The sequence below is a fragment of the Saccharothrix sp. 6-C genome, from assembly GCF_016695385.1.
GTDB lineage: Bacteria > Actinomycetota > Actinomycetes > Mycobacteriales > Pseudonocardiaceae > Actinosynnema > Actinosynnema texasense.
On the sequence record NZ_CP064192.1, the window covers coordinates 167,393 to 186,390 of the forward strand.

Consider the following 18,998-nt stretch of genomic DNA (forward strand, 5'->3'; position numbering starts at 1 on the left):
GTGGTGCTTCTCCGTGGGGCGGCGGTAACCCACCGTAGAGCTTGCGGCGGCTACCGCGCTAGTTCCAGTTCCGTGCGGCGGGCATGCGCCTCAACTGTTCCAGCACCACCGGATCCTGCAACTGCATCCACTGGATCACCTCTGTATAGGTGGCGCACACCGTTTCGGGCTTGACACACACCTCGCCGAGGAACCCCTCCACCGCGTTGCTGAACGCGCCGCCCGCCCACTCGTTGAAGTGGTTGCCGATCACGATCGGCGCGCGGTTGCCGTTGAGCGCGGCCTGGTGCACCGAGCGGTACGTGTCCAGCACGATCCGGGTGTAGTCGCCGGCCCGGTCCGGCTCGTCCTTGGCGCCGTTGAGCGCGAACCAGAGGTTGAAGTCCATCATCACGACCTGCTTGCCCAGCGCGGGCACGCGGACCTCCGGCATGGGGAACTCCCACAGGCCCTCGTGCACGAACGGCCACACCACGCCGAGGCTCACGTGGCTGGTGTCGTAGGCCAGGCCGTGGCCTCGCATGGCCGGGAACGCCTGGCCCCACTGCCCCTCCAGGCACGGCGTGCGCCCGCCGCGCACGGCCGCCGGGTCCAGCTTGAACCCCTGCTGCCGCGCCTTCTCCAGGATCGCGAAGAACTGGTCGAGCTCCCGGTTCCACTGCTCGGTGTTCCAGTTGCCGACGTTCGGCTCGTCGCCGACGCAGTAGTGGCCGTTGTAGTGCGTGCCGATCTCGTGCCCCGCGTCGATGGCCGCGTTGAGGTAGCCGATCCGCAGCTCGACGTCCGCGCGGGTGCCGCCGAACCCGATGGACGAGTAGCCCGCCTGGTGCCCCGGGCCGGTGTAGTTGTCGGCGTCGGCGTCCGGCAGCAGGTAGACACCCGACAGCAGGCCGGTGACGTGCGCGTTCACCTGCTTGGCGATCGGCATGACCCGGTCCCAGTGCGGCTTGGACGCGGCGCCGTCGAACGAGAACAGCACGAACTGCGGCGGTTTCTCGCCGGGCTGCATGCGCCGCATCCACGCGGGCGGCGAGGCCGAGGCGGGCACGGCGGGCGCGGTGGCGGCGCTGCTGCTGCTGGTCGTGCGCGGCGCCATCGGCAGCGGTGCGGCCAGGTCGCCCACGTCGTGCCCCGGTCTGGGCTCACGGGCTCCCAGGACGGCCAGCACCACCAGGGTGAGTGCCAGCGCGACGCCCGTGCTCAGCCAGCCCCATCGCTTCACACCCCCAAGACGACGGGAAGTAGCCGGAGGTTGCCTCGCGGTGACGCGACTACCACCCGTGACCGGGTCACGCCACCGGAGCGGCGGTCACGACCTGGTTCTCCTCGTAGCCGGTGTCGCCGCCGACCCACCGCCCGCCGCACGTCACCAGCACCAGCCGGTGCCCGCCGCGCGGGCCGAACAGCTCCACCGCCCGGGACGGCAGGGCCTCCTTGCGGACCGCCTCGACCCGGCTCACCCGGAACCGGAAGGTCCGGCCGGCCGTGTCGACCACGGTCACCTCCTGCCCGACCGCCATCCGCCACAGCTCGTCGAACGGCCCGGTCACGCCCTTCCAGTCCACGTGCCCGGCCAGCACGGTCGCGCCCTCGGCCGCGCCGAGGTCGACGCCCCACCACGTCGCCTCGCCGATGCCCTCCGGGATCGGCAGCGCGCCGGCCGCGGTGACCTCCTCGCGCACCAGCGTGGCCAGCCCGCCCTCGGGCAGCCGCACCGTCCCCGGCTGCTGCCGGGGCGGGTCGGCGGGCGGGGGAGCCGCGGTGGTCGTCGCGGCGCTCGTCGCGGGCGGTGGCGCCGCGGGCCGGTTCGCGCCGGCCGGCATGCCAGCCAGGTCCACACCGCGTCCCGAGCGCGCGCTGTCGCCCAACGGGTGCGGCACGACGGCGTCACCGGGGACGGGCCGGCCCGCGAGCACCACGTCCGGCGCCTGGGTGGAGACGAGCGCGGCGGAGGCGAGCAGAGCCGCCACCGCCGCGCCGGTCAGCAGTGCCTTCACGACCGCGAGGTCGCCCGTCGCCGGACCAGGAGACCGACCAGCGCCGCGCCGAGCAGCACCACGCCGCCGAACCCGACCAGCGCCCCGGCCGACACCTCGCTGGTGTACGCGGCCTTCGCGACCACGCCGGCGCCCTGGGACCCGGCGGGGATCGTGATCGGGACGACCGGCTTGTCCGGCTTGTTGGTCAGCGCCAGCGCCAGCGTCTGGCCCGCTTCGACGGTCCCGCACACCTTGGGCGGCGCGTTGGGGTCGAAGAACTCCTCGTAGCCCTTGGCCGGCGCGACCTCGATCAGGCAGACCTCCTGCGGCGTGCGCAGGTCGGGCACGGTCGCGGTGCCGTCGGCGGCGGTCTGGAGCACCAGCGGCGTGCCCTCGGGCCCGGTCAGCCCGGTGTCGTCCTGCCGCTTCGCGGGCGTCGAGCCGTCGGCCGAGGTCACCTTCAGCGCCACGCCCGCGATCGCCTTGCCGGTCTCGGCGTCGGTCTTGGCGACCTTCACCACGCCCGGCGGGGTCTTCGCGGTCGTCGACGCGTTCGCGGTCAGCTTCTTCTCGCCGCCCGTGGTGACGATCCGCTGCATGTTGTCGTCGGCCGGGATCTGCACCTTGGGCCGGTCGGCGGGGCTGTCCAGCTTCACCGTGAACGACGGGTTGGGCCCGGTCGGCACCACCTTCACCGCCAGCGACTCGCCGTCCGTGGACGTGGTCAGCTCACCGGTCGCGGCGCCGGACTCCAGCGTCGCGTCGGTCAGCTCCACGTTCAGCGGCGCGCCGGCCACCTGGCCGCCGTCGGTCTTGGTGATGTCCACCACCCACGTGTCGGGGGTGCCGATGACCTGCTCCTTCTCCGGAGCGCTCACCTTCGCCGCCCACGGGCCGCGGTTGGCCGCCGCCTCCGCCTCCAGCCGGCCCACCGCCTGCTGGGCCTGGCCGAAGCGCCCGAGCTGCTGGAAGTGGAAGTCGGCGTTGTAGGCGATGTGCCGGAAGTCGCTGTTCGGGTCGAGGGAGATGCCCCGGGCCGGGTCCTCGCGCGCCGTCCACGTGTGCAGCAGGTGCGCCAGCGCCGCCGACTCGTCAGCCGACTGGGTGTTCGAGTACCTCAACAGGAGGTACGAGATGCTGCCCGCCACGTCGTCGGGCAGCCGCGCGCCGCCCTTGGTGAGCAGCTCGTCGCCTTCCCGGTACTCGACGGAGCTGTCCGGGGCGAGCAGCGAGTACTGCACGCACCACACCTGCCGGCCGCGCCAGAGGTACGAGCCGAGCCAGTCCCCGCCCGCGGGCTTGCCGCGGTAACCCTGCGGGTCGGTCTCGTAGCCGATGCCCTCCTGCGCCTGCGCCCCGGCTGTCACGGGCGCCGCCAGCAGCGTCAGACCGGCCGCGAGCACCGCGCCGGCGAGTCGTCTCCAAGCCATGATGTCCTGAACCCCTCGGGCGCGCCGGTGGGCGTCGCCGGTCGGTGAGAGCTGCCGGCACTGAGCCTTACGGGTCCGAGATCACGTCGACAAGCCACCAGCGGGGTGGAACGCCGACTACGCTCCGCAGCGCGGGGTGTGGATTCGAGATCGACAGTCCGAGTAAAGTCGCTTTTACCCGACGGGAACCGATCGACTCGTGTGGTCGTTGAACCCCGTGACGGCGTCAGCACGCCACAGGAGGACGAGGTGCGTACCACCAGCAACCCCGCGTTCCGCAACCTGCCGACCAGCGGCGGTAGCGGTAACTACGCAGGCTTCGGCCAGCCCTACGAGGCGCAGCAGTACGGCGGCTACCAGGGCGCGCCGCCCACCACCGGCGAGCGGCCCATCACGATCGACGACGTGGTCACCAAGACCGCGACGACGCTCGGTGTGGCCATCCTCACCGGGTTCGTCTCGGCGTGGCTGGTGCTCTCCGGCCAGGTCGCGCCGTTCGCGCTCGCGGTGCCCGGCATGCTCATCGGGCTGGTCCTGGCCCTGATCATCATCTTCAAGCGCACGCCGAGCGGCCCGATGGTGCTGGCCTACTCGGCAGCGGAGGGCGTGTTCCTCGGCGCCATCACCGGCGTGTTCGAGTCGATCTTCCCGGGCATCGCCTGGCAGGCGATCCTGGGCACGTTCGGCGTGTTCGGCGCGATGCTCGTGGTCTACAAGACGGGCGCGATCCGCGTCACCCCGCGCCTGACCAAGTGGATCATCGGCGCGACCGTCGGCGCGGCCGTGCTCATGCTCGGCAACCTGGTCATGGGCATGTTCGGCGTGAACATGGGCCTGCGTGACGGCGGCACCCTGGCGATCGTCTTCAGCCTGGTGGTCATCGGCATCGCGGCGTTCAGCTTCCTGCTGGACTTCGAGGCGGCCAACGAGATGATCCGCGGCGCGCTGCCCGCCAAGTACGCCTGGCTCGCCGCGTTCGGCCTGATGACCACGCTGGTCTGGCTGTACCTGGAGATCCTGCGCCTGCTGTCGTACTTCCAGAACGACTAGTCGCACCCGCACCCGAAGGGCGCCCCCGGCCACCGCCGGGCGGCGCCCTTCGCGCTCTCCACCCCACCGCGTGAGTCCTACCTCCAGCACGCGCGAGTCCTACGTTCGGAACACGTGTGTCCTACGTTCGGAACACCCGAGTTGAACACTCGGACGCGCCCGGTCGGGCGTTCAGCCGCGCCAGGTGTGGTCGTCCTCCATCGCCGAACCGACCTCGACCAGGCACGGCACGCACAACGCCCCGCTCCGCGACCGCAGCACGTGCTCCGGCGGCACGGAGTGGGCGCACGCCGCCTCGAAGTACGCCTCCGAGGCCTGGTGCACGGTGAAGGCGTGGCACAGCCGGTCGTACCCGCTGTGCCACCACTCGTACGGCATCGTCACCCCGACCTCCCCTGCTCAAAGGTAGGACGAGGGGTAACAGTAATCGTGACGCGGTTCAGCTCAACCGTTCGAGGACCATCGCCATGCCCTGGCCGCCGCCGACGCACATGGTCTCCAGGCCGAACTGCTTGTCGTGGAACTGCAGCGAGTTGATCAGCGTCGTGGTGATCCGCGCGCCGGTCATCCCGAACGGGTGACCCACGGCGATCGCGCCGCCGTTGACGTTGAGCCGGTCCAGGTCGATGCCCAGGTCGCGGTAGGACGGGATGACCTGCGCCGCGAACGCCTCGTTGATCTCCACCAGGTCGATGTCCGAGATCGACATCCCGGCCAGCGCCAGCGCCCGCTTCGACGCCTCCACCGGCCCGAGCCCCATGATCTCCGGCGACAGCCCGGACACGCCGGTCGACACGATCCGCGCCAGCGGCGTGATGCCCAGCTCCTTCGCCTTCACGTCGCTCATGATCACGAGCGCCGCCGCGCCGTCGTTCAACGGGCAGCAGTTGCCCGCCGTCACGCGCCCGTCCGGCCGGAACACCGGCTTGAGCCCCGACACGCCCTCGATCGTCACGCCGGGTCGCGGGCCGTCGTCGGTGGACACGACCGTGCCGTCCGGCAGCGTCACCGGCGTGATCTCGCGCGCCCAGAAGCCGTTGGCGATGGCCTTCTCGGCGAGGTTCTGCGACCGCACGCCGAACTCGTCCATCTCCTGCCGCGTCACGCCCTTGGCCAGCGCGAGGTTCTCCGCGGTCTGGCCCATGGCGATGTAGATGTCGGGCACCTGCCCGTTCACCCGCGGGTCGACCCACTCCGACGCCCCGGACTCCGCCACGGCCGCCGTGCGGGCCCCGGCCTCGGCGAACACCGGGTTGTGCGTGCCGGGCCACGAGTCGGACGACCCGCGCGCGAAGCTCGACACGGTCTCCACGCCGGCGCTGATGAAGACGTCGCCCTCGCCGGCCTTGATCGCGTGCAGCGCCATCCGGGTCGTCTGCACGCTCGACGCGCAGTACCGGGTCACGGTGGTGCCCGGCACGTTGTCGTACCCGGCCAGCACCGACACCACGCGGCCCATGTTGAAGCCCTGCTCGCCGCCGGGCAGGCCGCAGCCGAGCATGAGGTCGTCGATGTCGTGGGGGTCGAGCTGCGGGACCTTCGCCAGCGCGGCCTTGAGGACCTGCACGGTCAGGTCGTCGCCACGCACGTCCTTGAGCGAGCCCTTGCCCGCGCGCCCGATGGGCGACCGGGCGGCGGAGACGATCACGGCCTCAGGCATTACGGAACTCCTTTGTTTCGCCGCAACGTGTGACGTGCAGCCTAGTTAACGCCCGTTCAGCGCGGCCACCACTCGTGACGAAGGACGCCGCACAACGGCGCCAGCAGGACCGACGTCGCCGCCTCGTACCCGGCCGCGCTCGGGTGGAACCGGTCCCGGCTGAAGTAGTCGGCGTGCCGCGCCCGGAACTCCGCCGCGAGCAGGTCGCCCAGCGCCACCGCCACGCCGCCCGCCCGTTCCACCTCGACCCGCTGCGCCCGCGCCAGCCGCCGCGACCACTCCCGCGCCACCGACCGCGCTGGCTCCGGGATCGGCCGCACCGTGCCCAGGTCGGGGCACGTGCCGACGACCACACCCACCCCCGCCGCGCGCAGCCGCCGCACCTGCGCGCCCAGCAACGCCGCCGACCCCGGGATGGACAGCCGCGTGGTCACGTCGTTCCCGCCGATGATCACCAGCGCCACGTCCGGCGGGTCGGCCACCACCCGGTCCACCTGCGCCGCCAGGTCGCGCGACGTGGACCCGGAGATCGCGTGCGTCTCCAGCCGCACGGGCGCGCCCACCTCGTCGGCCAACCCCGTCGCGAGCACCACGCCCGGCAGCTCGGCCGGGTCGTCCACCCCGAGCCCGGCCGCCATCGAGTCGCCCAGCACGGCGAACCGCACGGGCGTCCCGGCGCCGTCCCCGTAGACGCCGTCGGCGCGCAACGGCGGCGCCTCGGGCGCGCCGATCACCACCCGCGCCCGCCGCGACTGCTCGCTGACCAGCCCGTACGCCACCCCGGTCAACCCGCCCAACACCCCCGCGACCAGCGCGAGGAGCCGAAACCCCCGCATCGGACCCTCCACTCTCCCGATGCCCATCGTCCACCGGGCCGAACCCACCGCCACCCATATACGCTCAGCGAGTCATCTCAAGAAGTGGAAGGTCCGTCGTGGAGTACGTCGAGAGCGTCGTAGACCTGGTCGGCAACACGCCGCTGGTGAAGCTGAACGCGGTGGCCGAGGGCCGCCGGCCGCTCATCCTCGCCAAGGTCGAGTACCTCAACCCCGGCGGCAGCGTGAAGGACCGCATCGCGCTGCGCATGGTCGAGGCGGCCGAGCGCAGCGGCGAGCTCAAGCCCGGCGGCACGATCGTCGAGCCCACCTCGGGCAACACCGGCGTCGGCCTGGCGCTCGTGGCCCAGCGGAAGGGCTACAAGTGCGTCTTCGTCTGCCCGGACAAGGTCAGCGTGGACAAGCGCAACGTGCTCAAGGCCTACGGCGCCGAGGTCGTGGTGTGCCCGACGGCGGTCGCGCCGGAGCACCCCGACTCCTACTACAACGTCTCCGACCGCCTGGTCGCCGAGATCCCCGGCGCGTGGAAGCCCAACCAGTACGCCAACCCGGAGAACCCGGCCAGCCACTACCACGGCACCGGCCCGGAGGTGTGGCGGCAGACCGACGGCCGGATCACGCACTTCGTCGCGGGCGTCGGCACCGGCGGCACCATCTCGGGCACGGGCAGGTACCTCAAGGAGGTCTCCGAGGGCCGGGTGAAGGTCATCGGCGCGGACCCCGAGGGCTCGGTCTACTCCGGCGGCACCGGCCGGCCGTACCTGGTGGAGGGCGTCGGCGAGGACTTCTGGCCGGACGCCTACGACCGGACCGTGTGCGACGAGATCGTCGCGGTGAGCGACAGCGACTCGTTCGAGATCACCCGGCGGCTGGCCCGCGAGGAAGGGCTGCTCGTCGGCGGCTCGTGCGGCATGGCGGTCGCGGCGGCGCTGCGGGTCGCCGAGACCGCGGGCCCGGACGACGTGATCGTGGTGCTGCTGCCCGACGGCGGGCGCGGCTACCTGTCGAGCGTGTTCAACGACAAGTGGATGGCGCAGTACGGCTTCCTGTCGCCCGACACCTCCGGCGCGACGGTCGGCGACGTGCTGCGCCGCAAGGACGGCACGGTGCCCGACCTCGTGCACGGCCATCCGAACGAGACGGTCGCCGAGGCGGTCGCGATCATGCGCGAGTACGGCGTCTCCCAGATGCCGGTCGTCAACGCCGAGCCGCCGGTGATGGCCGCCGAGGTGGCGGGCGCGGTCAACGAGCGGGACCTGCTCGACGCGCTGTTCACCGGCAAGGCGCAGCTGACCGACCGGCTCGATCGGCACATGTCGTTGAAGCTGCCCACGATCGGCGCGGGCGAGTCGATCAGCTCGGCCATGGCGGCACTGTCCTCAGCGGACGGTGCGCTGGTGCTCGAGGACGGCAAGCCGGCCGGAGTCGTCACCCGGCAGGACATCCTGGGTTTCCTCGCCGGTCGCTGACCGGACGCCCGCCGGACGCCGATTCCCCGTCGGACCGCTGTCGACGTGTCCCGATCCTCATCGCGGATCGGGACAGGTTGACCGGTTGTGCGTGGCCGGGGGGATCGCATCCGCTAGCGTTGGCCACCGACTCATACACCTACGGCCCGTGCCAAGGGGGTTGGAAACTCCGATGAACGCTCCGCAGCCGCCAGGAAACCAGCAGTTCGGCGGTCACAACCAGCAGGAGCAGGGGCAGGGTGCCCAGCCCTCGAACGCCGACGCGACCCAGGTCGTGCCCGGCGGCGGCCAGCCCCCTGCTTTCCCGCCGCCGGAGGCGACCCAGGTCGTGCCCTCCGGACCGCAGCAGGTCCAGCCGAACCCGGAGGCGACCCAGGTCGTGCCGCCGGGCGCGACGCAGCAGCCCGGGTCCAACCCGTACGGTCAGCCGGCGCAGCAGCCCGGTTCCGGCGCGTTCCCGGCCCAGCCCGGTTCCGGCGGGTTCCCGGCGCAGCAGCCGCCCCAGTACGGCCAGCAGCCGCCGCAGCAGTACGGCCAGCAGCCGCCGTCGAACCCGTACGGTCAGCCGCAGCAGAACCCGTACGGCCAGCAGCCGCCGTCCAACCCGTACGGTCAGCCGCAGCAGAACCCGTACGGCCAGGCGCCCGCGTCGAACCCGTACGGCCAGCCGCAGCAGCAACAGCAGCAGGCGTGGGCCGCGCAGGCCGCGTACGCCGCGCAGCCCGCTTACGGCGCGCCCGCCGGCGGTTACGCGGAGTGGGGCAGCCGCGCGGTCGGCTTCCTCATCGACTACTTCGCGCCCGGCCTGATCGTCGGCGTCCTGGCCGGCATCGGCGCGGCCACCGGCGACCCGACGATCTACCTGATCCTCAGCGGCATCGGCTACCTGGGCCTGCTCGGTTTCATCATCTACAACTCCTGGTACCTGGCCGGCACCACCGGCCAGTCGATGGGCAAGAAGATCGCGAAGATCAAGCTCATCAAGGAGGAGACGGGGCAGCCGATCGGTTTCGGCAACGCCTTCGTGCGCCACCTGTGCCACTTCGTCGACTCGCTGCCCTGCTACGCGGGCTGGTTCGCGCCGCTGTGGGAAGCGAAGAAGCAGACGTGGGCCGACAAGATCATGGGCACCATCGTGGTCAACGCCCCCGAGGGCGCGGCTCCCGGCGGCTACCCCGGCGGCGGCTACGGCCAGCCGCAGGCCAACCCGTACGGCCAGGCGCCCGCGTCGAACCCGTACGGCCAGCCGCAGCAGCAGAACCCGTACGGCCAGCAGCCGCCGCAGCAGTGGTGACCTAGGTCGGACACCGGTTCACCCGATTCACCCGACCGCCCGTCGGCCTTCCGGTCGACGGGCGGTTGCTTTTTACCCCGCCGTACCCTAGGTGCATGACGGACACCGGCCCCTACGGTTTCGCGACCAGGGCTATCCACGCCGGGCAGGACCCCGACCCGACCACCGGCTCGGTCATCGTGCCGATCCACGCCACCTCGACCTACGCGCAGGACGGCGTCGGCGGTCTGCGCGGCGGGTTCGAGTACTCCCGCACCGGCAACCCGACCCGTGCCGCGCTGGAGGAGTGCCTGGCGGCGCTCGAAGGCGGACGGCACGCCCGCGCGTTCGCCTCCGGCATGGGCGCGACCGACACGGCCCTGCGCGCGATGTGTCGTCCCGGCGACCACGTCGTCATCCCGAACGACGCGTACGGCGGCACGTTCCGGCTGATCGACAAGGTGCTGTCGCACTGGGGCGTCGAGCACACGCCCGCGCCGCTGTCCGACGTCGACGCGGTGCGCGCGGCGATCCGGCCGAACACCAAGGTCGTGTGGATCGAGACGCCGACCAACCCGCTGCTCAACATCGCCGACATCGCGCTGCTCGCGCAGGTGGCGCACTCGGCGGGCGCGCTGCTCGTGGTCGACAACACGTTCGCCTCGCCGTACCTGCAGACCCCGCTGGAGCTGGGCGCGGACGTCGTGCTGCACTCGACGACCAAGTACGTCGGCGGGCACTCCGACGTCATCGGCGGGGCGTTGATCACGTCGGACGACGAGCTCGACGCGCAGTTCGGGTTCCTGCAGAACGGCGCGGGCGCCGTGCCGGGACCGTTCGACGCGTGGTTGACCCTGCGGGGCATCAAGACGCTCGAAGTGCGCATGGAGAAGCACTCGGACAACGCCGAGAAGATCGTCGAAGCCCTGGTCAGGCACCCGAAGGTGACGCACGTCTACTACCCGGGCCTGCCCGAGCACCCCGGCCACGAGATCGCGGCGAAACAGATGCGCCGGTTCGGCGGGATGATCTCGTTCAGCGTGGCGGGCGGCGAGGAGGCGGCGCTGCGCGTGTGCGCCCGCACCAAGCTGTTCACCCTGGCCGAGTCGCTGGGCGGCGTCGAGTCCCTGATCGAGCACCCGGGCCGGATGACCCACGCCAGCACCGCGGGCTCGCTGCTGGAGGTGCCCGCCGACCTGATCCGCCTGTCCGTGGGCATCGAATCGGCCGACGACCTGATCGCCGACCTCCTGGCTGCCCTGGACTGACCCGAGAGTCCAACGTCCAGAACGCGCGAGTCCTACGTTCACGTCACGCGTGTCCTACGTTCGGAACACCCGAGTTGAACACTCAGCACGGCCGAACCCCGCGTCCAGCCGCCTCGGGCGCGGGGTTCGTGCTGCGCTGAACGTTCAACTCGGGGTGTCTGAACGTAGGACTCACGCGTTCTGAACGTAGGACACGCGCGTTCTGGAGGTAGGACACGCGCGGTGTGGAGGTACGACTCTCGCGGTCAGCGGGGGCCGAAGCGGGCGGCGGAGCGTTCCTTGGCCTTGGCGGCCTCGATCTCGCGGTCACGGGGCGGGGCGTGCGTGACCAGCGACTCCAGCAGCACGCGGGTGGCCTCGGCCACCGCCTCGACGGCCGCGTCGAACGCCTCCTGGTTCGCCGCCGACGGGCGCGTGGCCCCGCTCACCTTCCGCACGTACTGGACGGCCGCCGCGTGGACCTCGTCCTCGGTGGCGGGCGGTTCGAAGTTGTGGAGCACCCTGATGTTGCGACACATGGGTCCACTATCGCCCAAACGCGCGCGGACGTCAGGGCTTGACGTCGTACCGGGCGTTCTCCACCCGCGGCACGGCGGGCAGCTCGTGCCCGTCGACGCACCCGCCGACGAACTCCACCACCCCGTCGCGCTCGACGAACCGGCCCGAGTCCGCGCACCCCGCGTGGGCCACGGTGAAGAAGGCCGCGCCGGTCAGCGCCACGGCCGTGGCCAGCGCGCCGACGAGCGGGAGCACCGCGGTGACCCGTGCCGCCAGCGCCATGCCACCCTCCAGGTGAATGCTGTGTGAGATATCCCCGCACCGAGAGTACCGGTCCCGGCGCGTGCGGTACGGCCTTCCTCACGGTTCCGACAGGAACCCGAAGCGGACGGGCCGGCCCGGGGGTGCCCGGACCGGCCCGTCGCCGGCACAACGCGGAGCTCCACCCGACGGTTCCCGCCGGGGAGGACGAGGTGGCTAGAGGTTGCCGCGACGCTCCTGCTCGCGCTCGATCGCCTCGAACAGGGCCTTGAAGTTGCCCTTGCCGAAGCCCAGCGACCCGTGCCGCTCGATCAGCTCGTAGAACACGGTCGGCCGGTCGCCGATCGGCTTGGTGAAGATCTGCAGCAGGTAGCCGTCCTCGTCGCGGTCGACCAGGATGCGGTGCTCCTTGAGCACCTCGATCGGCACCCGCACCTCGCCGATGCGCGCCCGCAGCTCCGGGTCGTCGTAGTAGGAGTCGGGCGTCTCCAGGAACTCCACGCCCGCCGCGCGCATCGCGGTCAACGTGGCCACGATGTCGTTGGTCGCGAGCGCGATGTGCTGCACGCCGGCGCCCTCGTAGAACTCCAGGTACTCGTCGATCTGCGACTTGCGCTTGGCCACGGCGGGCTCGTTGAGCGGGAACTTCACCCGGTGGTTGCCGTTGGAGACGACCTTGCTCATCAGCGCCGAGTAGTCGGTGGCGATGTCGTCGCCGATGAACTCCGCCATGTTCACGAAGCCCATCACCCGGTTGTAGAACTCGACCCAGTGGTCCATCCGGCCGAGCTCGACGTTGCCCACGCAGTGGTCGACCGCCTGGAACAACCGCTTCGGCGCGCCCGCCGGCCGCACGACCGTGCTCTCCCGCGCCTCGTACCCGGGCAGGTACGGACCGCGGTACTTCGACCGGTCGACCAGCGTGTGGCGGGTCTCGCCGTAGGTCGCGATGGCCGCGGTCCGGACGGTGCCGTGCTCGTCGGTGAGGTCGTGCGGCTCCACGAGGACGGTCGCGCCCTGCGCCCGCGCGTGCTCGACGCACCGGTCGACGTCGGCGACCTCCAGCGCGAGGTCCACCACGCCGTCACCGTGCTTGCGGTGGTGGTCGAGCAGCGGGCTGTCCGGCCGCACACCACCGTTGATCACGAACCGCGCCGAGCCGGACTTGAGCACGAAGGACTTGTGGTCCCGCTGCCCGGTCTCCGGTCCGGCGTAGGCGACGAGCTGCATCCCGAAGGCGACCTGGTAGAACCAAGCGGTCTGGGTCGCGTTGCCGACCACGAAGACCACGGCGTCCATCGAGCGGACGGGGAACGGGTCGCGCGTCCCGTCGTAGTCGACCAGGCCCACGAGTTGGCGGAGCTGGTCGTAGCTCACGTCGTCAAGCTGCTGCGTCATGCCTCACAGGATGTGCGTGCCTGGTCAGGGTGAGCAACAGTCATCGATTTCACTGGTCGTTCTGTACAGTGAAATATGCCTTCGGACGCGCAAGCTGAACACTCTGACCAGGCCGTGGACGCTCTGGACGCACGGCTGTTGCTGCTGCTCACCGACGAGCCGAGGCTGGGCGTGCTGGAGTGCTCACGGCGCCTCGGCGTGGCCCGCGGCACGGTGCAGGCCCGGCTGGACCGGCTGGTGGCGCGCGGCGTGCTGACGGGCTTCCCGCCCGCGCTCGACCTGGCCGCGATGGGCTACGGGCTGACGGCGTTCGCCGTGCTGGAGATCGCCCAGGGCCGGCGGCACGAGGTGTCGCAGGGGCTGGCCGCGATCAACGAGGTGTGCGAGGTGCACGCGACGACGGGGCCGGGTGACCTGTTCGCGCGGGTCGTGGCCCGGTCCAACGCCGACCTGCAACGGGTGATCGACTCGATCGTGGACGTGCCGGGCGTGCAGCGCCTGTCCACGTCGATCGCGTTGTCCACGCCGGTGCCGCCCCGCGTGCGGCCCCTGCTGGAACGGGTCACGTGACCCGACAGCAGAAGGGCGGCCACCCCGCGCGGTGGCCGCCCTCCCGGTGTCTGGGGGTCAGCCGGCGTACGGCACGGCCTTGATCAGCGTGACTTTCATCGTGCTGCCGTTGGGCAGCTCGTACTGGCGGGTCTCGCCCTCCTTCGCGCCGAGCAACGCCTTGCCCAGCGGCGACGACGGGGAGTAGACCTCGAGGGCGCCGTGCGCGCCCTCCTCACGGGTGGCGAGCAGGAACTCCTCCGTCTCGTCGTCCCCGTCGTAACGCACTGTGAGCACCATGCCGGGCGCCGCGACGCCCGTCACCGTGGGCGCCTCGCCGACCTTGGCGACCCTCAGCAGCTCCTGGAGCTGGCGGATGCGGGCCTCCTGCTTGCCCTGCTCCTCACGGGCCGCGTGGTACCCGCCGTTCTCGCGGAGGTCACCCTCCTCGCGACGCGCGTTGATCTCCGCAGCAATGACCGGGCGATTCTCGATCATCTCGTCCAGCTCCCCCTTGAGCCGGTCGTAGGCCTCCTGGGTCAGCCAGGTCACCTCAGTGTCGCTCACGGTCACCAACTCCTCGTCTTGCTCCGGCCCACGGCGTGGGCTGGCAGTTCCCGGGCGCACCAGCCCGGAACGGAAAAACACGGCCCGCGTCGGGGCCGTGCTGAAAGGCCAGAGTAACAGACACAGAACGTTCGGCGACGGCGTTTTGTTCCCGGATCCGCCACTAAACCCGCAGATCACCCGCTTGGCCGCTACCTCGTGGACAGGTACGCCGGAACCTGGTAGGAGCAGCCGAACACCTCACCGGTGACGGGTGGTTTGGACGTCCGCAGCACCGTCGTGGCGCGCACCGTGCCGGCTCCCGGCTCGACCAGGACCTCCCGCCGGCCGGCCTCGTCGCCGTCCCCGGAACGCGCGCGCACGATGCACACCACGGACTGCTCCGGGGTCTGCCTGACCACCTCGAACGTGATCTCGACCGTGCTGTCGTCCACCACGGTGAACGCCGTCTGCTTGGCCTCGACGGGCATCGTGCCGAGGTTGCGGTAGCCGACCCACGCGACGACCCCGCCCACCAGCACCGCGATCACGGGGAGTGACCACCGCGCCCACCTGGGCAGGGACCTGCGCGGTGTGCCGTACCGACCCTCCGGCAGTGCCACTGTCCAAAGCCTTCCCGCCCGTGGGGAACAATGTCCCTCGACCACCGCGTTGAGTGTCGCAGGGGCTGGACCAGACAGGTTCGGCAGGGGCGAGGAGGAGCACCACCGTCATGGTTGAGAAGCTGCGCCTGATGGCGGTGCACGCGCACCCCGACGACGAGTCCAGCAAGGGCGCCGCCACGATGGCCCGCTACGTGGCCGAGGGCCACGAGGTCATGGTCGTGACCTGCACGGGAGGTGAGGCGGGCAGCATCCTCAACCCCGCCATGGACCGCCCGGACGTGCTGGAGAACATCGCCGAGGTCCGTCGTGCCGAGATGGCCCGCGCCGCCGAGATCCTCGGCGTGCGGCACCGCTGGCTGGGTTTCGTCGACTCGGGCCTGCCCGAGGGCGACCCGCTGCCGCCGCTGCCCGAGGGCTGCTTCGCGCTGACCCCGCTGGAGGAGTCGACGCCGCCGCTGGTCCAGGTGATCCGCGAGTTCCGCCCGCACGTGATCGTCACCTACGACGAGAACGGCGGCTACCCGCACCCCGACCACATCCGCTGCCACGAGGTGTCGGTCGCCGCGTTCGACGCGGCCGGCGACCCGGAGCGCTACCCCGAGCTGGGCGAGCCGTGGCAGCCGCTGAAGATGTACTACTCGCACGGCTTCTCCCGCGCGAAGCTGACCGCGTTCCACGAGGCCCTGATCGCCGAGGGCCAGGAGTCCCCGTACGCCGAGTGGCTGGCGGGTTGGGACACCGACAAGCCGGACGTCATCGAGCGGGTCACCACCCGCGTCGAGTGCGCCGACTTCTTCCCGGTGCGCGACGAGGCCCTCAAGGCCCACGCCACGCAGATCGACCCGGAGAGCCGCTGGTTCGCCGTGCCGCTGGAGATGCAGCGCTCGGTGTGGCCGACCGAGGAGTACGAGTTGGCGCGGTCGCTGGTCGACAGCACCGTGCCCGAGGACGACCTGTTCGCGGGCGTCCGGGAGAGGGTGACCGCGTGAGTTCGTTCGACCCGGTCCCGTGGGAGCAGACCACGGCGATCGTCCTGGCCCAGCAGCCGTCCACGGACAAGGACCCGGGCGGCCAGCAGGAGGACTTCGGCAAGTCCTCCCCGCTGGGCCTGCTGGTGCTGGTGCTGTTCTTCATCGCCGTGGTCTTCCTGGTCAAGTCGATGAGCAAGCACCTGAAGAAGCTGCCCGCGTCGTTCGACGAGCCCGAGGCGGGAACCGGGGCCGAGACCGCGGCGGCCGGGGCCGGGGCCACCGAGGTCGAGCCGGGAGCCGGGCCAGGCCCGAAGCCCGGCTCGAAGCCGGAGGCCAAGGCCGGCAACGGCAGCGGCGGCGCGAAGAAGGACGGCTAGCCCGCCACCGGCCCGGCCTACTGCTCGTACCAGGTCCGCCGGGCCGGGACGGAGACCAGCTCCCGTTCCGGGTAGCGCAGCGCGGTGAGCCTGCCGCCGAACACGCAGCCCGTGTCCAGGCACAGGGTTCCGTTCACCCACTCCGGTTCCTCCACCGGCGTGTGTCCATAGAGGACCACGGCGGCGCCCCGGTAGTCGCGGGCCCACGGGTAGCGGACGGGGAAGCCGCGCGAGTCGTACTCGCCCGTGCCGACGCCCCACAGCGCCAGCGACCGCATCCGCGGCGACTCGGTGCCGTGGAAGCGCTCGGGCAGCCCGGCGTGGGCGATCACGAGCTTGCCGCCGTCCAGCACGTAGTGCGGCACCAGGGAGTCGCAGAACGCCAGCACCTCGGCGCGGAACTCCGCCGTCTCCCGGGCCAGCTGGTCCAGCGACTGCTCCAGGCCGTGGTTGACCTGGACTTTGTGCCCCTTCAGCGCGCGCACCAGCTTCTCCTCGTGGTTGCCGCGCACGGAGACGGCGTTGCCCGCCGCGACCATCGGCATCACGAGCCGCAGCACGCCCGGCGTGTCCGGGCCGCGGTCCACGAGGTCGCCCAGGAACGCCACCTTGCGTCCCTCCGGGTGCGCGCCCTCGGCGGAATAGCCCAGTTCGCGCAGCAGGTGGCGCAGTTCCACATGGCACCCGTGCACGTCGCCGACCACGTCGAACGGCCCGGTCTCGTGGCGCAGGTCGTGCGGTAACGGCTCACCGGAGGGCTCCATGACCCCAGTCTGATCGACGAGTCCGGCGGTTGTCCGGGAATTACTGTGGAGCCATGACGAACCGGCTCGCGTCCTCGACCAGCCCGTACCTCCTGCAGCACGCCGGGAACCCGGTGCACTGGCGCCCGTGGTCGCCGGAGGCGTTCGAGGAGGCGCGCGAGCGGGACGTGCCGGTGCTGCTCTCGGTCGGCTACGCGGCGTGCCACTGGTGCCACGTGATGGCGCACGAGTCGTTCGAGGACGAGGCCACCGCGGCGTACATGAACGAGCACTTCGTGAACGTGAAGGTGGACCGCGAGGAGCGGCCGGACGTGGACGCGGTCTACATGGCCGTCACGCAGGCGCTCAGCGGGCACGGCGGCTGGCCCATGACGTGCTTCCTCACGCCCGACGGCGAGCCGTTCTACGCGGGCACGTACTACCCGCCGTCGCCCAGGCCGGGCCTGCCGTCGTTCCGGCAGGTGCTGGAGGCCATCGACCACGCGTGGCGCGAGCAGGGCGACGAGGTGCGCGAGTCGGCGGCGGGGATCGTGGCGCAGCTGGCGTTCAAGCCGCTGCCCCGGTCCACAGTGGACGACGAGGTGCTGGCGGGCGCGGTGGTGTCGCTGCTCGGGCACTTCGACCGGGCCAACGCCGGTTTCGGCGGCGCGCCCAAGTTCCCGCCGTCGATGGTGCTGGAGTTCCTGCTGCGCCACCACGAGCGGACCGGGTCGGTGGAGGCGCTGTCGATGGCGCGGACGACGTGCGACGCGATGGCGGACGGCGGGCTGTACGACCAGCTGGCGGGCGGGTTCGCGCGCTACAGCGTGGACGCGGCGTGGGTCGTGCCGCACTTCGAGAAGATGTTGTACGACAACGCCCTGCTGCTGCGCGCGTACACGCACCTGGGCCGGCGCGACGACAACCCGCGGTACCGCCAGGTGGTCCGCGAGACGGCCGAGTTCCTGATCCGCGACCTCGGCACGGCGGAGGGCGGGTTCGCGGCGTCGCTGGACGCGGACACCGAGGGCGTCGAAGGCCTGACGTACGTGTGGACGCCCGCGCAGCTCGTGCAGGTGCTGGGGTTGGCGACCGGAGCGCGCGCCGCGGCGCTGTACGGCGTGACGGACGAGGGCACGTTCGAGCACGGCACGTCGACGTTGCGGATGCTCGGCACACCGGACGCCGAGATCGCGGCGAAGCTGCTGGCGGCACGTGACCGCAGGCCTCAGCCGGGACGTGACGACAAGGTCGTGACGGCGTGGAACGGCCTGGCCGTCGCGGCGCTGGCCGAGGCGGGCGCGGTGTTCGGCGAGCCGCGCTGGGTGGAGGCGGCCGTGCGGGCGGCGACGCTGGTGCTGGACGTCCACCTGGTCGACGGCCGGCTCCTGCGCACGTCCCGCAACGGCGCGGCGGGCACGGCGGCGGGCGTGCTGGAGGACTACGGCTGCTTCGCCGACGGCCTGCTCGCCCTGCACCAGGCGACCGGCGACGTCGAGTGGTTCACCGCGGCCTGCGGACTGCTGGACACCGCGGTGGCCCGGTTCGCGGGGGAGGAGCCCGGCGTCTACTACGACACGGCGGACGACGCCGAGGCGTTGGTGCAGCGGCCCTCGGACCCGTCGGACAACGCGACCCCGTCCGGGGCGTCGGCGCTCGCCTCGGCGCTCGTGACGGCGTCCGTGCTGGGCGGCCCGTCGACCTACCGCGACGCCGCCGAGGCCGCCCTCGGTCGCGCCGGCCTGCTGGCCGCCCGGGAGCCCCGGTTCGCCGGGCACTGGCTGAGCGTGGCCGAGGCGCTGGCGCTCGGGCCCGTGCAGGTCGCCGTCGTCGGTGACGGGCCCGAGCTGGTCGGCGCCGCGTGGCGCGGCGTGCACGGCGGCGGCGTGGTGGTGGCGGGCGCGCCGGACTCCGCGCCGTTGCTGGCCGACCGGCCGCTGGTGGACGGCGGCCCGGCGGCCTACGTGTGCCGCGGGTACGTGTGCGACCGGCCCGTGACCTCGGTGGCCGAGCTGGCCGAGGCCCTGGCTGTCCACCGGTAGCGAACCGACTACGACGTCCGGC

19 protein-coding genes and 1 pseudogene are annotated in these 18,998 nt (G+C 71.7%); 8 read left to right on the forward strand and 12 right to left on the reverse strand.

Annotated elements, in window-relative coordinates; genetic code table 11:
- Window positions 1–58: 58 nt before the first annotated feature.
- The 3 genes from IOD16_RS00810 to IOD16_RS00820 form a co-directional block, all read right to left on the reverse strand.
- Complete coding sequence (locus tag IOD16_RS00810; protein WP_201438512.1) at window positions 59–1,222, reverse strand: polysaccharide deacetylase; 1,164 nt, start codon at window positions 1,220–1,222, stop codon at window positions 59–61.
- Between the two features lie 67 nt (window positions 1,223–1,289).
- Window positions 1,290–1,997, reverse strand: a complete 708-nt coding sequence (locus IOD16_RS00815; RefSeq protein ID WP_236594666.1) for a class F sortase — start codon at window positions 1,995–1,997, stop codon at window positions 1,290–1,292.
- Entirely contained in the window at window positions 1,994–3,409 is a 1,416-nt protein-coding gene (locus IOD16_RS00820) for an MSCRAMM family protein (protein ID WP_201438513.1), read from the reverse strand. Before IOD16_RS00820 ends, IOD16_RS00815 begins: the two co-directional genes overlap by 4 nt.
- A 249-nt stretch (window positions 3,410–3,658) precedes the next feature.
- Here IOD16_RS00820 and IOD16_RS00825 point away from each other — a divergent pair, with 249 nt between their 5' ends.
- Window positions 3,659–4,459, forward strand: coding sequence for a Bax inhibitor-1/YccA family protein (locus IOD16_RS00825; RefSeq protein WP_123748131.1), 801 nt, complete (start codon window positions 3,659–3,661; stop codon window positions 4,457–4,459).
- Window positions 4,460–4,630: 171 nt separating this feature from the next.
- Here IOD16_RS00825 and IOD16_RS00830 read toward each other — a convergent pair whose 3' ends face one another.
- Genes IOD16_RS00830 through IOD16_RS00840 form a run of 3 tightly spaced genes read right to left on the reverse strand, consistent with a single transcriptional unit; the run spans window position 4,631 to window position 6,955 of the window.
- A complete protein-coding gene (locus IOD16_RS00830; protein WP_201438514.1) occupies window positions 4,631–4,843 on the reverse strand; it encodes a hypothetical protein in 213 nt (70 codons plus the stop codon).
- 55 nt (window positions 4,844–4,898) lie between these two features.
- Window positions 4,899–6,119, reverse strand: coding sequence for an acetyl-CoA C-acetyltransferase (locus IOD16_RS00835; RefSeq protein WP_201438515.1), 1,221 nt, complete (start codon window positions 6,117–6,119; stop codon window positions 4,899–4,901).
- A gap of 56 nt (window positions 6,120–6,175) precedes the next feature.
- Window positions 6,176–6,955, reverse strand: coding sequence for an SGNH/GDSL hydrolase family protein (locus tag IOD16_RS00840; RefSeq protein ID WP_201438516.1), 780 nt, complete (start codon window positions 6,953–6,955; stop codon window positions 6,176–6,178).
- Window positions 6,956–7,053: 98 nt separating this feature from the next.
- On the opposite strand from IOD16_RS00840, the gene IOD16_RS00845 reads away from it, so the two are divergent.
- The 3 genes from IOD16_RS00845 (at window position 7,054) to IOD16_RS00855 (ending at window position 10,965) form a co-directional block, all read left to right on the forward strand.
- Window positions 7,054–8,424 (forward strand): cystathionine beta-synthase, encoded by a 1,371-nt coding sequence (locus tag IOD16_RS00845; protein WP_123744135.1) that lies wholly within the window; start codon window positions 7,054–7,056, stop codon window positions 8,422–8,424.
- A gap of 172 nt (window positions 8,425–8,596) precedes the next feature.
- Window positions 8,597–9,718 (forward strand): RDD family protein, encoded by a 1,122-nt coding sequence (locus IOD16_RS00850; RefSeq protein WP_201438517.1) that lies wholly within the window; start codon window positions 8,597–8,599, stop codon window positions 9,716–9,718.
- Window positions 9,719–9,813: 95 nt separating this feature from the next.
- Window positions 9,814–10,965 (forward strand): cystathionine gamma-synthase, encoded by a 1,152-nt coding sequence (locus tag IOD16_RS00855; protein ID WP_201438518.1) that lies wholly within the window; start codon window positions 9,814–9,816, stop codon window positions 10,963–10,965.
- 245 nt (window positions 10,966–11,210) lie between these two features.
- Here the strand turns inward: IOD16_RS00855 and IOD16_RS00860 are convergent, their stop codons facing one another.
- From IOD16_RS00860 to hppD, 3 genes are all read right to left on the reverse strand, one after another.
- Complete coding sequence (locus IOD16_RS00860) at window positions 11,211–11,483, reverse strand: DUF2277 domain-containing protein (protein WP_123744132.1); 273 nt, start codon at window positions 11,481–11,483, stop codon at window positions 11,211–11,213.
- A 31-nt stretch (window positions 11,484–11,514) separates the two neighbouring features.
- A complete protein-coding gene (locus tag IOD16_RS00865) occupies window positions 11,515–11,745 on the reverse strand; it encodes a hypothetical protein (protein WP_201438519.1) in 231 nt (76 codons plus the stop codon).
- 195 nt (window positions 11,746–11,940) lie between these two features.
- Entirely contained in the window at window positions 11,941–13,122 is a 1,182-nt protein-coding gene (hppD, locus tag IOD16_RS00870) for a 4-hydroxyphenylpyruvate dioxygenase (protein WP_123744130.1), read from the reverse strand.
- Between the two features lie 75 nt (window positions 13,123–13,197).
- On the opposite strand from hppD, the gene IOD16_RS00875 reads away from it, so the two are divergent.
- On the forward strand, window positions 13,198–13,692 hold the full coding sequence (locus tag IOD16_RS00875) for an Lrp/AsnC family transcriptional regulator (protein WP_123744129.1): 495 nt from the start codon (window positions 13,198–13,200) through the stop codon (window positions 13,690–13,692).
- A 57-nt stretch (window positions 13,693–13,749) separates the two neighbouring features.
- On the opposite strand, the gene greA is transcribed toward IOD16_RS00875, so the two are convergent.
- Both greA and IOD16_RS00885 read right to left on the reverse strand, forming a co-directional pair.
- The gene (gene greA / locus IOD16_RS00880; RefSeq protein ID WP_201438520.1) at window positions 13,750–14,244 is read right to left on the reverse strand and encodes a transcription elongation factor GreA; all 495 of its coding nucleotides are present in this window, start codon (window positions 14,242–14,244) and stop codon (window positions 13,750–13,752) included.
- A 185-nt stretch (window positions 14,245–14,429) separates the two neighbouring features.
- A complete protein-coding gene (locus tag IOD16_RS00885) occupies window positions 14,430–14,885 on the reverse strand; it encodes a DUF4307 domain-containing protein (protein WP_328809403.1) in 456 nt (151 codons plus the stop codon).
- Between the two features lie 65 nt (window positions 14,886–14,950).
- Between IOD16_RS00885 and mca the strand changes: the two genes are divergently transcribed.
- Both mca and IOD16_RS00895 read left to right on the forward strand, forming a co-directional pair.
- Window positions 14,951–15,832, forward strand: coding sequence for a mycothiol conjugate amidase Mca (gene mca / locus IOD16_RS00890; RefSeq protein ID WP_123744127.1), 882 nt, complete (start codon window positions 14,951–14,953; stop codon window positions 15,830–15,832).
- Entirely contained in the window at window positions 15,829–16,191 is a 363-nt protein-coding gene (locus IOD16_RS00895; protein ID WP_236594668.1) for a hypothetical protein, read from the forward strand. Before mca ends, IOD16_RS00895 begins: the two co-directional genes overlap by 4 nt.
- Window positions 16,192–16,214: 23 nt before the next feature.
- On the opposite strand, the pseudogene IOD16_RS00900 reads toward IOD16_RS00895, so the two are convergent.
- Window positions 16,215–16,940 (reverse strand): annotated as a pseudogene (locus IOD16_RS00900) (metallophosphoesterase); the annotation flags it as partial.
- Between the two features lie 68 nt (window positions 16,941–17,008).
- Between IOD16_RS00900 and IOD16_RS00905 the strand changes: the two are divergent.
- The gene (locus tag IOD16_RS00905) at window positions 17,009–18,976 is read left to right on the forward strand and encodes a thioredoxin domain-containing protein (protein WP_201438522.1); all 1,968 of its coding nucleotides are present in this window, start codon (window positions 17,009–17,011) and stop codon (window positions 18,974–18,976) included.
- Window positions 18,977–18,998 lie beyond the last annotated feature (22 nt).

Excerpts from the sequence above, each read along its gene's own strand:
- IOD16_RS00820 (WP_201438513.1), bottom strand. The coding sequence starts at position 3,409 with ATGGCTTGGAGACGACTCGCCGGCGCGGTGCTCGCGGCCGGTCTGACG.
- hppD (WP_123744130.1), bottom strand. The coding sequence starts at position 13,122 with ATGACGCAGCAGCTTGACGACGTGAGCTACGACCAGCTCCGCCAACTC.
- mca (WP_123744127.1), top strand. The coding sequence starts at position 14,951 with ATGGTTGAGAAGCTGCGCCTGATGGCGGTGCACGCGCACCCCGACGAC.
- IOD16_RS00860 (WP_123744132.1), bottom strand. The coding sequence starts at position 11,483 with ATGTGTCGCAACATCAGGGTGCTCCACAACTTCGAACCGCCCGCCACC.
- IOD16_RS00840 (WP_201438516.1), bottom strand. The coding sequence starts at position 6,955 with ATGCGGGGGTTTCGGCTCCTCGCGCTGGTCGCGGGGGTGTTGGGCGGG.
- IOD16_RS00835 (WP_201438515.1), bottom strand. The coding sequence starts at position 6,119 with ATGCCTGAGGCCGTGATCGTCTCCGCCGCCCGGTCGCCCATCGGGCGC.
- IOD16_RS00875 (WP_123744129.1), top strand. The coding sequence starts at position 13,198 with ATGCCTTCGGACGCGCAAGCTGAACACTCTGACCAGGCCGTGGACGCT.
- IOD16_RS00850 (WP_201438517.1), top strand. The coding sequence starts at position 8,597 with ATGAACGCTCCGCAGCCGCCAGGAAACCAGCAGTTCGGCGGTCACAAC.
- IOD16_RS00905 (WP_201438522.1), top strand. The coding sequence starts at position 17,009 with ATGACGAACCGGCTCGCGTCCTCGACCAGCCCGTACCTCCTGCAGCAC.
- IOD16_RS00855 (WP_201438518.1), top strand. The coding sequence starts at position 9,814 with ATGACGGACACCGGCCCCTACGGTTTCGCGACCAGGGCTATCCACGCC.
- IOD16_RS00865 (WP_201438519.1), bottom strand. The coding sequence starts at position 11,745 with ATGGCGCTGGCGGCACGGGTCACCGCGGTGCTCCCGCTCGTCGGCGCG.